The sequence below is a fragment of the Chryseobacterium proteolyticum genome (genome assembly GCF_046591535.1).
GTDB classification, from domain to species: domain Bacteria; phylum Bacteroidota; class Bacteroidia; order Flavobacteriales; family Weeksellaceae; genus Chryseobacterium; species Chryseobacterium proteolyticum.
Map to the genome: position 1 here is coordinate 325,287 of NZ_JBJLWK010000006.1, position 13,343 is coordinate 338,629.

At 37.8% G+C, this 13,343-nt stretch carries 20 protein-coding genes and 1 tRNA gene; 16 read left to right on the forward strand and 5 right to left on the reverse strand.

All coding sequences use genetic code 11. From position 1 onward, the window contains the following. Positions 1-32 precede the first annotated feature (32 nt). The 10 genes from ACJ5H0_RS21070 to ACJ5H0_RS21115 all read left to right on the forward strand — a co-directional run bounded on the left by ACJ5H0_RS21070 (position 33) and on the right by ACJ5H0_RS21115 (position 5,648). Positions 33-377, forward strand: coding sequence for a response regulator (locus ACJ5H0_RS21070; protein WP_411251915.1), 345 nt, complete (start codon positions 33-35; stop codon positions 375-377). Beyond that, positions 378-1,208 carry a CheR family methyltransferase gene (locus tag ACJ5H0_RS21075; protein ID WP_172278089.1) on the forward strand — a complete coding sequence of 277 codons (831 nt, stop codon included), beginning with the start codon at positions 378-380 and terminating at the stop codon, positions 1,206-1,208. Positions 1,209-1,216: 8 nt separating this feature from the next. Beyond that, entirely contained in the window at positions 1,217-1,798 is a 582-nt protein-coding gene (locus ACJ5H0_RS21080; RefSeq protein WP_411251916.1) for a chemotaxis protein CheB, read from the forward strand. A 16-nt stretch (positions 1,799-1,814) separates the two neighbouring features. Beyond that, on the forward strand, positions 1,815-2,180 hold the full coding sequence (locus ACJ5H0_RS21085) for a response regulator (RefSeq protein ID WP_172278092.1): 366 nt from the start codon (positions 1,815-1,817) through the stop codon (positions 2,178-2,180). Positions 2,181-2,340: 160 nt separating this feature from the next. Then, the gene (locus ACJ5H0_RS21090) at positions 2,341-2,628 is read left to right on the forward strand and encodes a hypothetical protein (protein ID WP_411251917.1); all 288 of its coding nucleotides are present in this window, start codon (positions 2,341-2,343) and stop codon (positions 2,626-2,628) included. Then, positions 2,591-2,845 carry a hypothetical protein gene (locus ACJ5H0_RS21095; RefSeq protein WP_411251918.1) on the forward strand — a complete coding sequence of 85 codons (255 nt, stop codon included), beginning with the start codon at positions 2,591-2,593 and terminating at the stop codon, positions 2,843-2,845. The genes ACJ5H0_RS21090 and ACJ5H0_RS21095 overlap by 38 nt, the downstream gene beginning before the upstream one ends. Before the next feature lie 6 nt (positions 2,846-2,851). Continuing rightward, positions 2,852-3,610 carry a hypothetical protein gene (locus ACJ5H0_RS21100; RefSeq protein WP_411251919.1) on the forward strand — a complete coding sequence of 253 codons (759 nt, stop codon included), beginning with the start codon at positions 2,852-2,854 and terminating at the stop codon, positions 3,608-3,610. A gap of 206 nt (positions 3,611-3,816) precedes the next feature. Then, entirely contained in the window at positions 3,817-4,515 is a 699-nt protein-coding gene (locus ACJ5H0_RS21105; RefSeq protein ID WP_411251920.1) for an SDR family NAD(P)-dependent oxidoreductase, read from the forward strand. Continuing rightward, positions 4,508-4,825 carry a hypothetical protein gene (locus ACJ5H0_RS21110; protein WP_411251921.1) on the forward strand — a complete coding sequence of 106 codons (318 nt, stop codon included), beginning with the start codon at positions 4,508-4,510 and terminating at the stop codon, positions 4,823-4,825. The genes ACJ5H0_RS21105 and ACJ5H0_RS21110 overlap by 8 nt, the downstream gene beginning before the upstream one ends. 82 nt (positions 4,826-4,907) lie before the next feature. Next, positions 4,908-5,648, forward strand: a complete 741-nt coding sequence (locus ACJ5H0_RS21115; RefSeq protein WP_411251922.1) for a sterol desaturase family protein — start codon at positions 4,908-4,910, stop codon at positions 5,646-5,648. Positions 5,649-5,668: 20 nt separating this feature from the next. Here ACJ5H0_RS21115 and ACJ5H0_RS21120 read toward each other — a convergent pair whose 3' ends face one another. From ACJ5H0_RS21120 to ACJ5H0_RS21135, 4 genes are all read right to left on the reverse strand, one after another. Beyond that, positions 5,669-6,532, reverse strand: coding sequence for an NAD(P)-dependent oxidoreductase (locus ACJ5H0_RS21120; RefSeq protein ID WP_273647672.1), 864 nt, complete (start codon positions 6,530-6,532; stop codon positions 5,669-5,671). Between the two features lie 177 nt (positions 6,533-6,709). Next, positions 6,710-7,066, reverse strand: coding sequence for a nuclear transport factor 2 family protein (locus ACJ5H0_RS21125; RefSeq protein ID WP_172278104.1), 357 nt, complete (start codon positions 7,064-7,066; stop codon positions 6,710-6,712). Next, entirely contained in the window at positions 7,029-7,661 is a 633-nt protein-coding gene (locus ACJ5H0_RS21130; protein WP_411251923.1) for an FMN-dependent NADH-azoreductase, read from the reverse strand. The genes ACJ5H0_RS21125 and ACJ5H0_RS21130 overlap by 38 nt, the downstream gene beginning before the upstream one ends. Positions 7,662-7,709: 48 nt before the next feature. Then, positions 7,710-8,543: a sigma-70 family RNA polymerase sigma factor gene (locus tag ACJ5H0_RS21135; RefSeq protein WP_411251924.1), complete on the reverse strand. Its 834-nt coding sequence runs from the start codon at positions 8,541-8,543 to the stop codon at positions 7,710-7,712. A 108-nt stretch (positions 8,544-8,651) separates the two neighbouring features. Between ACJ5H0_RS21135 and ACJ5H0_RS21140 the strand changes: the two genes are divergently transcribed. Then, positions 8,652-9,215 carry a Crp/Fnr family transcriptional regulator gene (locus ACJ5H0_RS21140; protein WP_411251938.1) on the forward strand — a complete coding sequence of 188 codons (564 nt, stop codon included), beginning with the start codon at positions 8,652-8,654 and terminating at the stop codon, positions 9,213-9,215. A gap of 99 nt (positions 9,216-9,314) precedes the next feature. Beyond that, positions 9,315-9,704: a RidA family protein gene (locus tag ACJ5H0_RS21145; protein ID WP_411251925.1), complete on the forward strand. Its 390-nt coding sequence runs from the start codon at positions 9,315-9,317 to the stop codon at positions 9,702-9,704. 173 nt (positions 9,705-9,877) lie between these two features. Here the strand turns inward: ACJ5H0_RS21145 and ACJ5H0_RS21150 are convergent, their stop codons facing one another. Further along, entirely contained in the window at positions 9,878-10,939 is a 1,062-nt protein-coding gene (locus tag ACJ5H0_RS21150; RefSeq protein ID WP_273647677.1) for an NADH:flavin oxidoreductase, read from the reverse strand. Between the two features lie 184 nt (positions 10,940-11,123). Between ACJ5H0_RS21150 and ACJ5H0_RS21155 the strand changes: the two genes are divergently transcribed. The 4 genes from ACJ5H0_RS21155 to ACJ5H0_RS21170 all read left to right on the forward strand — a co-directional run. After that, positions 11,124-11,417, forward strand: coding sequence for a winged helix-turn-helix transcriptional regulator (locus ACJ5H0_RS21155; RefSeq protein WP_228456933.1), 294 nt, complete (start codon positions 11,124-11,126; stop codon positions 11,415-11,417). Between the two features lie 255 nt (positions 11,418-11,672). Continuing rightward, positions 11,673-12,731 carry a 3-oxoacyl-ACP synthase III family protein gene (locus ACJ5H0_RS21160; protein ID WP_172278118.1) on the forward strand — a complete coding sequence of 353 codons (1,059 nt, stop codon included), beginning with the start codon at positions 11,673-11,675 and terminating at the stop codon, positions 12,729-12,731. Between the two features lie 93 nt (positions 12,732-12,824). After that, positions 12,825-12,912, forward strand: a tRNA-Ser gene (locus tag ACJ5H0_RS21165). Positions 12,913-13,163: 251 nt separating this feature from the next. Then, a partial coding sequence (locus ACJ5H0_RS21170; RefSeq protein ID WP_411251926.1) for an Arm DNA-binding domain-containing protein occupies positions 13,164-13,343 on the forward strand: 180 nt, incomplete at its 3' end.

A 13,343-nucleotide genomic window follows, 5' to 3' on the forward strand; every position in this document is an offset into this window, starting at 1 on the left:
CTCACTTCTGATGAAAAAAAAAGATTTTGATCGTGGATGACGATCCGCGAAACATATTTGCACTTAAACTTACTCTGAAAGCCAGAGGATATCAAATGGAGAGCTGTACAATGGCTCAGGAAGCCATTGAACTTTTACAGAAAGACGACCGGATCGGGGTTGTATTGATGGACATGATGATGCCGGAAATGGATGGTTATGAAGCCATCAGGATTATCCGCGAAACGCCTTCGATCAGTAAGGTTCCCATTATTGCCGTGACGGCACAAGCCATGAAGGAAGACCGCCAGAAATGTCTTGATGTTGGAGCACAGGATTATGTGAAAAAGCCTATCGATGTCGATCTTTTATTAACTGCCATTGAAAAACTGTCGTAGATGCTGGAACCAAGTATTGTAAAGGATGAAGAGGTAGAGCATCTGATAAAAGATGTTTATGAACTGTATGGTTATGACTTTTCCATGTACAGCAGGGCTTCATTTAAAAGAAGGGTAAACAGGATCTGCCTGATCGATAAGTTTACAAGTTTTGCAGAGTTAAGATATACTGTGCTTAATGATCCGGATTATCTGAAGCACTTCATCGAGGAAATTACGGTGAATGTGACGGAAATGTTTCGTGATCCCTATTTTTTCAAAGCATTACGGGAAAATATTTTACCCCAATTGGGAACCTATCCTTTAATCAGAATCTGGGTGGCAGGTTGTTCAACCGGGGAAGAGGCTTATTCCATGGCCATATTATTGAAGGAAGCCGGTCTTTATCAGAAATCACTGATTTATGCTACGGATATTAACCCTTCTGTGCTGGAAACAGCTCGTGCCGGAGTTTTTCCTCTGCAACAGATGAAATTGTATTCAGAGAATTATATACTTTCAGGAGGTAAAAAAGATTTTTCAGATTATTATACGGCCAATTATGACAGTGCAATGTTTGATTCAAGTCTCAAACAGAAATTGATTTTGTCTACCCATAATCTGGTGTCAGACAGCTCCTTTAACAGTTTTCAGCTGATTATATGTCGAAATGTGCTCATCTATTTTGATAAAGCTTTACAGGAGCGTGTTTTTCAGCTGTTTGACGATAGCCTTGAAAATCTGGGCTATCTTGCTTTAGGTTCGAAAGAAACTCTTAGATTTTCGAATCTGAACAGATATTATCATCAGGCCGATGATCAGCGGATCTGGAAGAAAGTAGACCATCATTAATATATTATATGAAAGAAATAGAAGAGAATATTGAACTCGTTGTTATAGGAGGTTCTGCGGGAAGCTTGGAGGTGATACTGGATATGGTGAAAAAGCTGGATCATAAGATCAGCTTTCCCATTATATTGGTTGTTCACCGTAAATCTCAATCCGTAAGTATTTTACCGACTTTGCTGCAGCAGTTTTCTTCTATAGAAGTAACGGAAATTGAAGATAAAACAGAAATAAATAAGAATCAGATCTATATTGTGCCGGCCGACTATCATCTTTTATTTGAAAGCAAAGAGCTGGTATCTCTTGATAGTTCGGAAAAAATGAATTATTCACGTCCATCGATTGATGTAACCTTTAAGTCAGCTGCAGAAATATATGGGAAAAGTCTTGTCGGAATATTGTTATCCGGTGCTAATGCCGATGGAGTAGAAGGTTTACAGTATATTAAAAAAAATCATGGAAGGGTGTGGATCCAGGATCCGGATACCGCGGAGGTTAACTATATGCCCAGACATGCAGTGGAAGGAGTGAGCTATGATCTCATCATTACTCCTGAAAATCTTGCAGAGTGCATTAATCAATTAAACCGGTTTTAAATTAAAGCTAATATATATGAGTAAGAAGAAAATTTTAATTTTTGATGATGACAAGACGATCCTGGACGTTGCAACCATCATTTTTGAAGAAAGTGGTTATGAAGTAGGGATTTCAGAAACGTCGCATGATATCATCGATAAGGTATCACAGTTTCAGCCGGATGTGATTCTGATGGATAACTGGATTCCCAATATCGGGGGAGTAGAAGCAACGAAACTTCTGAAAAACCATGAAGAGTTCAAAAAGATCCCTGTGATCTACATAACGGCTAACAATGATATCAATGCGTTGGCGGAAAGCGCTCAGGCTGATGATTATATTGCCAAGCCATTCAACCTGGATGATCTTGAAGAAAAGGTAGCTAAATACCTGAAAGGATAAACCGGATAAAAAAGCGTGTTTATCATACCGGATGTATAAAATCCTTACCTGACAAAGTAAGGATTTTTTATTTCTATTCATGGTCTTGTACTTTTTTTTTCAAAAAATATATAGGCGCCTATATAGGTGTATATATTTTTTATATATTTGAATGTCCAATATGTACAATTCCATGAACAATGATTTCATAAAAGAGCTTGGCTATAAGGCACTTGATTCCCGGTTTAAAAGGATCAGTGAAAAGATGGCTTACAGTGTGAAGAAACTTTATAAAGATCTTGATTACGACATAGAGCCCAACTGGTATCTGATATTTATGATCCTAAGGGATAAAGGAGAATTATCTCTGATAGATATTGCTGAAAGTCTGGGGTATTCCCATCCGTCTGTTGTGGTCACGGTAAAAAAAAATGGCGGCCAAAGATTATCTGGATGTAAAAAAAGATGATTCGGATAAAAGAAAACAGATCGTATCACTTTCTCCCAAAGCATTAAGATTAATGCCCGAATTTGAAATGCTCTGGAACAGCTGTGAGGCTGCCATTATCAAAGTATTGCAGGAAGATCTCACGATCTTAAAATACCTTGATACTATTGAAGCCTCTTTGGAGGAGACCTCCTTTTATTATCGCTTCAAACAGGAGTATAAAAACCAATTAAAATAAAAACCCATGAAAAAATACCTTATCATTCTTCTCTCGGTATTTTGCGTATTTTCCTTTGCAAAAGAGACCAGAATAACCATTAGAGCGAAAGCTAAAGATGCTAAATTCATCGGAAGTTCTCTGGGAGGAGCTTATGTGATTGTAAGGAATAAGATCAATAATACCATTTTGGCTGAAGGAAAAACCAGTGGCAGTACAGGAAATACGGATCTGATCATGAAAGCTCCAAAACATAGAGATAGTTCTATTGTTGATGATGCAACCGGTAAATTTCTGGCTACGGTTAATATTGATGAACCTACTTTTGTAAGTATAGAAGTGTTTTCACCATTCAATCATAAACAGGCACAGGCGAAAGTAAGCACGGAAATATGGCTTATTCCTGGAAAAGATATTCTGGGCGACGGGATCATCCTGGAAATACCCGGGTTTATTATTGATATTTTAAAGCCCCGAACGCATCAATATATCGGATTAAGCTCAATCAGTGGAAAGCCTTTTCAGATAGAGGCCAATATTGTTATGATGTGCGGTTGTGTGATCGATAAAGGTGGTGTATGGGATTCCGATAAGTTTGAAACTAAAGCCTTAGTTAATAAAGATGGAAAACGGGTAAGTGAAATCAATTTATCACTGGTCTCTACCAACCTCTTTGAAGGGAACACTTCTATTTCTGCACCGGGAAATTATGAGATCATCGTTTATGCTTTTGATCCCAAAACAGGAAACACCGGAGTGGATAAAATCAATTACGTAGTATATTAAAAGATACAGAGGTTTTACCTTCTTGTTTATATCCGCATACACTATAGTAAAGCTACTTTATTCGATCTCGATTTATAGTTGTAGTATAGTTGTTTTGAACTTTTTAATTATAAAAAACATATAAAAATTAGAATATTAATGGACTAGATTACCTTTTATGGCATGATAATAGGTTGATTATAAGCATTAACCAAATCAATTACAAAATGAAATCTGAGACTAAATTAAAAAAGAGTATAAGAGGGAAAACCGTAGTCATTACCGGAGGAAGTAGTGGAGTTGGTAAAGCTACTGCGGAAGCATTTGCACTGGAAAGATGTAATATTGTAGTTGCTGCCCGGGGTAAAGAAGCTCTGGATGAAACCGTGAGCCTTTGCAGGGATCTTGGAGTGGCGGTAATAGGGATACCTACAGATGTTTCAAAAGCTGAAGAAGTTGCTCATCTTGCTGAAACAGCCATTCAATTTAACGGAAGAATTGACATCTGGGTAAATAATGCCGGTGTCATGGCAAGCGGAAAATTTGAAGAAATACCCATGGAACTCAATGAGCAGGTCATCAAAACAAATTTATTCGGATATATGCATGGGGCTTACAGTGCACTCCCCATCTTCAAAAAGCAGCAGGAGGGAATCTTAATTAATAATGTTTCTATCGGTGGTTTTATGCCGGCTCCTTATAGTGCTGTTTATTCATCAACAAAATTCGGAATTCGCGGTATGATGGATTGTCTTCAGGGAGAGATTTCCGATTATCCGGATATTCATATTTGTAATATTTATCCTCAGATTCAAAGATCCACAGGAAATATGCATTCGGCAAAATATTCAGGACTGGATTTTAAAATTCCGCCGTTTGCAGCAGATCCCCGGGACACAGCCAAAAAAAATTGTAGAGTTGGCTAAAAACCCCAGAAAAGATCTGTTTCCCGATTTTACCTCCTTACTTCTTAAAAATATCTACGGATTATTTCCGAAACCGATCATTAATGTAGCTTCTGCAGGGATGAGAATGATGATGAAAGCTAAAAATGCTCCACCTGATTCGGGTAATATTTTAAAGCCTTCGTCAGAGCCTCACCGTATTTATGGGGAAACCATGCTGCCCGTCCCTTCCAAAAAGACAAAATTAGCCATTGCAGCGGGACTGGGTTTAGGTTTGGCTTACATGATCTTGAAAGCCGGTTCCGGAAATAAGCAAATAAAGAATTCTTAATATAAGAAGCGATATTTCAGCAGTAAAAATTACTACGCATTTCATTTCGTCCGTTGCCCTGAAATTCATACTTTTATACTTCATGATAGAGAACGGATTTTTGAATTTCAGCGGATCGGGATTTCCAGAATATATAAAAATATTGGAACGGTTGACCTGGTTGGATTGGGTAGGGGCTAGCCTGGCTGTAAATATCGCTTTGTATCTTTTTTCAATAGGTCTTTATCTGAGTATTGAAAAGACCTGTCCTAAAAATAAGCTACAGGAGTATAGTCATCCCGTAATGCGGTCGGATTATTATCTGAGCTTCGTAACCATTCTCTGTAATTGCTTAGTAATGCTCTGCGGTGTTTTCCTTTGGAAAAATAATTGGATTACGTTAGGAAATAGGTTTTCAGCGGTTTCCGTTTTTTTAGAGGTCCTGGTATTAATCCTATTAATGGATCTCTGTATGTACTTTTTTCATTTCATTGCCCATACACCTTACTTTTATAAAAGATTGCATGGAAGACATCATGAACATGTTAACACCAACTTCTTAAGCCTTTTTGTATTGCATCCGGCAGAAACAATAGGATTTGGATTGATGATATTGGTCGTACTGGTATGTTACGATTTTTCTGTTCTCTCCATTAGTCTGTATCTTCTTATCAATCTCATTTGGGGAACAATCGGTCATTTGAATAAAGAGTTTTTCCCACCTCAGTTTAACAAGTATTTTGTAGGAACAACACAATTCCATAACCAACATCATGTAGATGAAACTAAAAACTTTGGTTTCTACACTTCCATCTGGGACAGGATATTCGGGACGTATAAATAATAATGACAGCTGGTTGAATTTTATTTTAATTTTTTAAAACTCCTAAAAGCTTCTGTAACACCATCAAATTTTTCGTTTTTAAAAATACCGGATTCATCAACCCTTTCAAAAGTTTCAGCGGTACCGGCAGCAATTGTATTGGGAAGTCCTTCACTTCTGAGCATATCGGTCAGACCTTTCATTTCATCAATCCTTCTTGAAATATGCTGTGGGTAAGTAGGAGTTGTTTTAATCAGATCCTGATAGGTTCCCGGAAGAAATGCCTGAAGGCTTTCATTCAGTTCATCAAGAATGCCATAATGAGACGCAGCGATCATTGTTTCAAAAAACAAAGCGTTCATTCCTTTATTGACCATTGAAAACAGAAGCTTGTAAGCTGAAGCTGCTTCTGTTTTTTCACCGGCATCTTTTATTTTAAATATCCCGCCGAATTGTTCTGCAAATAAGTTTCTCCAGATACCGCTTACAACAAATGTTGCCTGGTCCGGAACATCTTTGGAAGCACCCATTACCGCTCCGTTTACAAATCTGATATTCCCCGTACTGCACATTTTTTCAATAGATAAAGCAATCTGAGGAGTATTGGAATTGAGATCTATAAAGACAGGTCGGTTATCCGTGTTTTTGAGATGGCCGATTATATTTTCTGCCACCTTCGGACTTGCTTCAGGATTTGCCAATGAAATAATAATATCTGCCTGTTCTGCTATGTTTTGTAGAGTATTCACATCATGGATTCCCGAATCTTTAATATTTTGGAGCGTCACTTGCGACCTTCCTTCACCTGCGGTGATAACCGTATATTTATTTTTGATTAAGGTTCTGGCGATTTGTGTTCCCATGTCTCCGGGAAAAAGAATGGCTATAACAGGTTGGGCAGTCATTATAATTTTAGTTTAACATTCAAATGATGAAGTAAATTATATTGCAAATCTCTTTAATTTTTTTTTAATTCCTAAACATATTGCCCCGGATAATTTCTATAGTTTAAAAACCATTATTATACTTACAGCCGGTATAGATATTTTCTATACCGGCTGTAAGTAAGGTTACGGTGAAATTTATTTCTTTTCAATCACCGGAATATTGGTAATGACCTGCCATTTTTCATCCTCCTGTACACATGTAATGGTAGATGAAAAGCGGAGCACATCGCTCTCCAGGCTGAGTTTTGCAATAGCAATATTCCCTTTTTGCTCAATTGAGTCAAAAGCAAGGGTTCTAGGTTTTCCGCCAAAGGTTTTATTGCTGATGTACTCAATGTATTGTTCTTTGGAAATAATAAAAATCCCTTTTTGTTCGAAAAATCCATCCTGAATATTCTGGTAATCTTTGTGAAGAACTTCGTCCATAAGATTCGTATCACTGGTGTCACCTGCTTTAATAAATTTTTCTATAGTCTGTTTTATCTGTTGCATAATCTGATTGATTTAAATGTTGATTAATCTGCTTTCTTTGTTGTTGGATTTTTATAGCTGCTTGCTCCGGATCTACCATTCCATCCATCGGAAAATAACTTATATCTAAGATACCCAGCTGATTTAATATGCTTGTGACCTGAATTTCAATAGCATTTTTTTCCTGAGAAGCAGGTTGAAGAATACCCAGTGCCGTAATGAGGTATGCTTTTTTACCGGTCAGCAGCCCTTTTATTCCATTGGTGCCATAGGCAAAGGTTTTTTTCGTCCGGACTATAAGGTCAAAATATGCTTTTAATGAAGAGGCAATTCCATAATTGTACATCGGAGAGGTAATAAGGATCTCATCGCAGGAATACAGCTCATCTATAAGCAGATCGGACAATCCGATGTGTCCTGAATGTAATGAGTCATCAAAAAATCCATTGAGTGTTTCCTGGGTCAGATGGGGAATAGGCTGTAAGGTTAGGTCTCTCCGGATAATCATTCCGTCATGATATTTTACTTTCCATTGTTCTGCAAAATAATCACCCATGGAACGGGAATAGGAATCATTTATCCTGAGGCTGCTGTCGAGGCGAAGTAGTGTTGTCATGTTCTGCTTTTTTCTTTAAAGACACACCGCTTCTCGGAAACGTGACGTTTATGTTAATCTTTTTAATTTTTCCGGATCTACTATGGAATAAATCTCCCGGATTCTGCCATCACGATCAACATCTAAAATATGGCAGTTGTATATCTGATTTTCCCTCCAGAAACATATGGCTGGCTGATGATTGAACCTGTGAAAAGTAAAAAGTTTGTGGTTAAGAAACTGCTGCTGGACATAGGCAAGAAGGGCAGCTGTAGCTGATTTTCCTACTTCCACTGCTTTTATCACCCGGACACGCTGTCCACCATCTGCAGAAAGCCTGATGTCGTTCAGCAAAAGCTCTTCAAGCATCGGGATGCTTCCTTCGCTTAATGCTTTTTGATATTGAGAAAGGGTTTCATGGGAAATCGAAGAGTTGATATGATCTGGCTTATACTCGATATTCTGAAGGTGTTTCGTTGCCCTGCTCAGTAATTTTCTTGAATTTTCAACAGAGATATCAAGGAGTTGTGCGATTTCCTGGTGGGAATAGTCAAAAGCTTCTTTTAATATATAGACAGCACGTTCTTTAACCGTTAGTTTTTCTAAAAGAACAAGCAAAGTATAACGGGCAGTCTGTTCCTGAATAAGTCTGTTTTCCGCATTATCGAAAGACAACGGTTCCGGAAGCCACTCTCCATATACCATCTTTTTTGTGTGCCTGTTTTTAAAATTTATAGCGTGATTGATGGTGCTTTTTATTAAAAAATTCTTCTCATTCCTGATTTCTGTTTTATCCAATGAAATGTATTTTTCCAGAACATCCTGCACGAGATCCTGTGAATCTTCATATGAACCTGTAATATTATAAGCGTAAGTCAATAGCTGACGATAATTTTCCTGCATGCCTTTTCTATTTAAGACCCATCAGAGGGGAAAAACGTGGCCATTCTGATCAAATTAAATGATAAAGAAAGTAAAAGTAGTATTTTTATACTTTCGAAGCTACTACAGATGCAGGATCCGTTAAGAATACATATTGAAAAAGTTGTTCCGGTAAGTGATGAGGAATTTACCATCATTTCCTCGTATTTCACGAGGAAGAAATATAAAAAGTACCAATTCCTGATTCAGGAAGGAGAGTCTGTATCCTGCAATTATTTTGTTCTAAAAGGGCTTTTAAAATTGGTATACACTGATGATACCGATAAAAGCCATATTGTAGGTTTTGCCATGGAAGACTGGTGGGAGAGTGATTTCAAAGCTTTTTACACAGGATCCAGAGCAACCATGTCTCTGGAATGCGTTGAAGATACGGAAGTTCTTTGTTTAACATTGGAGGGATATAAAAAACTATGCAGGGAGATTCCCAAAATGGAACATTTTTTTCTTGAGAAAGCTTATTTTGGTTTTATATCAGCCCAGCAACGTATACTTTCGATGATGACCTCCTCTACGAAAGAAAGGTATGATCAGCTGCTTAAACAATATCCGGCACTGGTTCAGCGTGTGCCTAAATCTCTTCTGGCTGCTTATCTTGGCGTTTCGAGGGAAACCTTAAGCCGCTTTTCTTTATAAAGAAGTGATCTTCATCACTTCATAATCGTGATCCATGTCAAGATTTGTTCCAGTGGATATATTGCAACTTTGCTACAACAATATAAACAACAAACAACAATGGAAAAGCGAACAATTAATCCCTGGAACTGGCAAAAAGAAAGAAGCTATTCCCAGGCTGTAGAAGTGAAAAATGCAGAAGCTACCTTATACTGTTCAGGGCAGGCGGCTATTGATCCTGACGGAACTTCGAGTACGCAGGATATGAAATCCCAGCTGGAACAGGCTATAGCCAATCTGGAGGAAGTAATTACTACTGCGGGTTATGAATGCAAAGGAATCGTCAGATTAAATATTTATACCACATCTACGAAAGAGCTGTGGCCTCATTTTCCTATCCTTCAGGAGTGGATCGCCAGGCATGGTATTGAACAGGCAGTTACCATGCTTGAGGTAACAGGATTGTTTGAAACTTTAACCGTGGAGCTGGAAGCGACCGTAGTGAAATAATGAACAACGTTATTAAAAAAACAAAACCTTCAAGTCTTAAACTTGAAGGTTTTTTATGCCAGTAATTTCCGAATACTTCTGAAATCCTTTTTGCACATTGGAAATCATCAGGAGATTAGATTTCCGGTTATTGAAGAAAACTTATATATAAACAAAGAAATTGTTGTAACGGTTTAATACAAAACTCCCATACTTTCTGCTGCAAAGCCTGAAAGTTCTTCTAATTTTCCCTCTTTTACTTTTTTCACCCACTGATAATCGTTCAGTAAAGCACGGCCTACAGCCACTAAGTCGAAATCCTGTCTTTCTAACCTTCTCAGTAATTCCGTAAGGTCAGATTTTTCTGAGCTTTCACCCGCAAATGCCGACATGAAATCACCTTTAAGTCCTACGGACCCTACGGTAATTGTTGGCTGGCCGGTTACTTTTTTGGCCCATCCGGCAAAGTTAAGATCCGAACCTTCAAACTCTGGTTCCCAGAAACGACGTTGTGAACAATGGAAGATATCTACTCCCGCTTCTTTTAAAGGAAGCAACCAATCTTCCATCTCAGAAGGGTTTGTGGCCAGCCTGCTTTTATAATCCTGCTGTTTCCACTGCGAAAGTCGGATGATAATTGTAAAATCTTCTCCTACAGCCGCTCTGATTGCTTTTACTACATCTACAGCAAAGCGGGTTCTTTCCTTTATTGTTTTACCACCATATTCATCAGTTCTTGTATTGGTAACCTCCCATAGAAACTGGTCGATAAGATAACCGTGAGCACCGTGGATCTCAATACAATCGAAACCTAAATCTTTAGCTGATTTCGCTGAAGCTGCAAATTGATTTATGGTGTCCTGAATATCTTCCAGAGACATAGTAGAAGCTTTTTCCATAGGAACCAAAGGATAGTCGTCAGATGAACGGGTATCACCTACGTGCCATATCTGTGGTCCCATTTTACCCCCGTTATGATGAACCTGGTCGATTACATTTTTCCAACCTGCCAATGCTTCAGTACCGTAGAAATCAGGAATATTCTGCATATTTTTAGAGGCAGGGCGATTGATTACAGTTCCTTCAGAAAGGATTAATCCAACTTCTGAGGCTGCTCTACGGCCATAATAATCTGCAATTTGTTGTGTAGGTACACCATTATCCGATTGTGCTCTTGTCATGGGAGCCATTACAATTCTGTTTTTAAGGTGTAGATTTTTATAGTTAAATGGAGTGAATAACGCGTCTGTACTCATTTTCTATTAATTTTTATTAATAATTTTTATTCTTTTGTTACACAAAGTAACTAATAATAATTCGTTTTTGTACCTATTAGAAAAAAAAATTGTGGTAACTTTGTCGTAACAAACGATAGTAACCGGCTTGTAACTTATGAAAGAAAATAAAATAACCCAGCACTGTTGTCCCCTGGTAAAGGCTATGTCTTCCCTGGGAAGTAAATGGAAACCTGTCATTGTTATGGTAATTAATGACAGAAAATTACGGTTTGGACAGATTGCAGCCCGCATTCATGTCATTTCGCGTAAGGTTCTTACCGACCAGCTAAGAGAAATGGTAGAGGATGGACTGCTAATCAGAGAGGAATTTAAAGAACTGCCACCCCGGGTTGAATATACCCTCACGGAAAAGGGACTTGCTCTTTTGCCCATTTTAAATTTATTGGAAGATTGGGAAAGAAATTATGAAACAAAAGAAGTGTTGGCTGAGGCATAACGTTCTTTGATTTTATAAGATTAAGAGTTTTGATGCCAGATTGATGATTGATTCCTACCCAGTTAAAGATTATTTTATTTTTTATAAGAGGGGCATTAGTGAATTAAAATTCAGTAAATGCTTATGACATGCATAACAGATTAAGTAAAAAAAGAAGACAATCTCTAATCTCAAATACTTTTTTTTATAATTAATCGTTATATTTATCGAATTAATTCTTAAATCAAAAATGGATTAATAGATCATAACTTTTAGATGACCAGTAAAATCATTGGTGTAGGAAACTACATCCCCCCGGAAACCATTACCAATTTATTCTTTGATAAACACAATTTTATAAACAAAAGCGGCGAGTCATTAAAAGAAAGTAATGCTATTATTGCCAGTAAACTCAAGGAGATTACGGGCATTGAAGAAAGAAGATATGCAAGCAATGATCAGGTTACATCCGATCTGGGCTTTATTGCTGCGAAAGCAGCTATCGAAGATGCAGGAATTGATCCTGAAACGTTGGATTATATTATATTTGCCCATAACTTTGGGGACGTCCGCTTTGGAACTGTTCAGTCCGATACGGTTCCGAGTCTTGCCTCAAGGGTGAAACACCTATTAAAAATCAAAAATAATTTTTGCGTCGCCTATGACGTATTATTCGGATGTCCCGGATGGATCGAAGGAATCATCCAGGCCAATGCATTCATTAAATCCGGTATTGCCAAAAGATGCCTGGTTATCGGAGCTGAGACCTTATCCAGGGTAGTGGATATCCACGACAGGGATAGTATGATCTATGCAGATGGGGCAGGGGCAGCCATTCTGGAGATCTCTGAGGAAGAAAACGGAATAAAATCTCATATCTCAGCCTCTTTTACCCTGACCGAAAAAGATTATTTATATTTCGGAAAATCATACAACAATGACAAATGCCCGGATACCAAATACATTAAAATGGACGGGCGTAAAATTTACGAATTTGCTCTTTCAAATGTTCCGGATGCAATGAAGAAATGTCTGGATGACAGTGGCTATGGAATTGATCAGTTGAATAAGATTATCATCCATCAGGCGAATGAGAAAATGGATGAAGCTATTGTTAAAAGATTTTATCAGTTGTACAATACACCAATGCCCGAAGATATTATGCCTATGGTTATCAAAAAACTAGGTAATAGCAGTGTGGCAACAATCCCTTCATTACTAAGCATGATCCTGAAAGATGAACTGGATTCTCATGATATTGATAAAGGAGATATAGTCTTGTTTGCTTCAGTAGGAGCGGGGATGAATATTAATGCATTTGTATATAAATTTTAATATTTTATTCACAGACTGCTAAAAATATTTTGCCAGAAATAAAAAACTCTCTATATTTGCACCACTGAAAACGAAGGCATAGCCGGAGTTCAGGGAGAGTTGGCAGAGTGGTCGATTGCGGCAGTCTTGAAAACTGTTGACTGTAACAGGTCCGGGGGTTCGAATCCCTCACTCTCCGCCAGTTGGGAAACCAAAATAAGTTAAAACGCTGTAAACATCAATGTTTACAGCGTTTTTTGTTTTAGCGCAGTATCAAAAAAAAACAAACTAGGTCACGATTTATATGTCCTATTTCGTGTCCCATTCGAAAAATAACAAAAATGGGTCACGAAAAATCACGGAAAGCCCTACCAATAAGCAGTCTAACGATTGTACATCTTGCAAAAAGTGGTAACAAAAAGTAAATTAGTAAATCATTAAAGTTATCACACAATGAACAAAACATTCAACCTGTTATTCTTTATCAAAAAGAATAAAATCAGAAACAACGGAACCGCTCCCATCTACTTACGAATTACGATAGACGGCAAGGCAGCAGACATTGCTGCTAAAAGGTATATCGATCCGAAGAAATGGGATGTTAAAGCACACAAAGCACTAAGCAATTCGCAA

Coding starts and splice junctions, on each gene's coding strand:
- ACJ5H0_RS21105 (WP_411251920.1), top strand. CDS start 3,817: ATGAAATCTGAGACTAAATTAAAAAAGAGTATAAGAGGGAAAACCGTA.
- ACJ5H0_RS21090 (WP_411251917.1), top strand. CDS start 2,341: ATGTACAATTCCATGAACAATGATTTCATAAAAGAGCTTGGCTATAAG.
- ACJ5H0_RS21095 (WP_411251918.1), top strand. CDS start 2,591: ATGGCGGCCAAAGATTATCTGGATGTAAAAAAAGATGATTCGGATAAA.
- ACJ5H0_RS21080 (WP_411251916.1), top strand. CDS start 1,217: ATGAAAGAAATAGAAGAGAATATTGAACTCGTTGTTATAGGAGGTTCT.
- ACJ5H0_RS21140 (WP_411251938.1), top strand. CDS start 8,652: ATGCAGGATCCGTTAAGAATACATATTGAAAAAGTTGTTCCGGTAAGT.
- ACJ5H0_RS21135 (WP_411251924.1), bottom strand. CDS start 8,543: ATGCAGGAAAATTATCGTCAGCTATTGACTTACGCTTATAATATTACA.
- ACJ5H0_RS21085 (WP_172278092.1), top strand. CDS start 1,815: ATGAGTAAGAAGAAAATTTTAATTTTTGATGATGACAAGACGATCCTG.
- ACJ5H0_RS21075 (WP_172278089.1), top strand. CDS start 378: ATGCTGGAACCAAGTATTGTAAAGGATGAAGAGGTAGAGCATCTGATA.
- ACJ5H0_RS21130 (WP_411251923.1), bottom strand. CDS start 7,661: ATGACAACACTACTTCGCCTCGACAGCAGCCTCAGGATAAATGATTCC.
- ACJ5H0_RS21120 (WP_273647672.1), bottom strand. CDS start 6,532: ATGACTGCCCAACCTGTTATAGCCATTCTTTTTCCCGGAGACATGGGA.
- ACJ5H0_RS21150 (WP_273647677.1), bottom strand. CDS start 10,939: ATGAGTACAGACGCGTTATTCACTCCATTTAACTATAAAAATCTACAC.
- ACJ5H0_RS21145 (WP_411251925.1), top strand. CDS start 9,315: ATGGAAAAGCGAACAATTAATCCCTGGAACTGGCAAAAAGAAAGAAGC.
- ACJ5H0_RS21100 (WP_411251919.1), top strand. CDS start 2,852: ATGAAAAAATACCTTATCATTCTTCTCTCGGTATTTTGCGTATTTTCC.
- ACJ5H0_RS21125 (WP_172278104.1), bottom strand. CDS start 7,066: ATGCAACAGATAAAACAGACTATAGAAAAATTTATTAAAGCAGGTGAC.
- ACJ5H0_RS21160 (WP_172278118.1), top strand. CDS start 11,673: ATGACCAGTAAAATCATTGGTGTAGGAAACTACATCCCCCCGGAAACC.
- ACJ5H0_RS21155 (WP_228456933.1), top strand. CDS start 11,124: ATGTCTTCCCTGGGAAGTAAATGGAAACCTGTCATTGTTATGGTAATT.
- ACJ5H0_RS21115 (WP_411251922.1), top strand. CDS start 4,908: ATGATAGAGAACGGATTTTTGAATTTCAGCGGATCGGGATTTCCAGAA.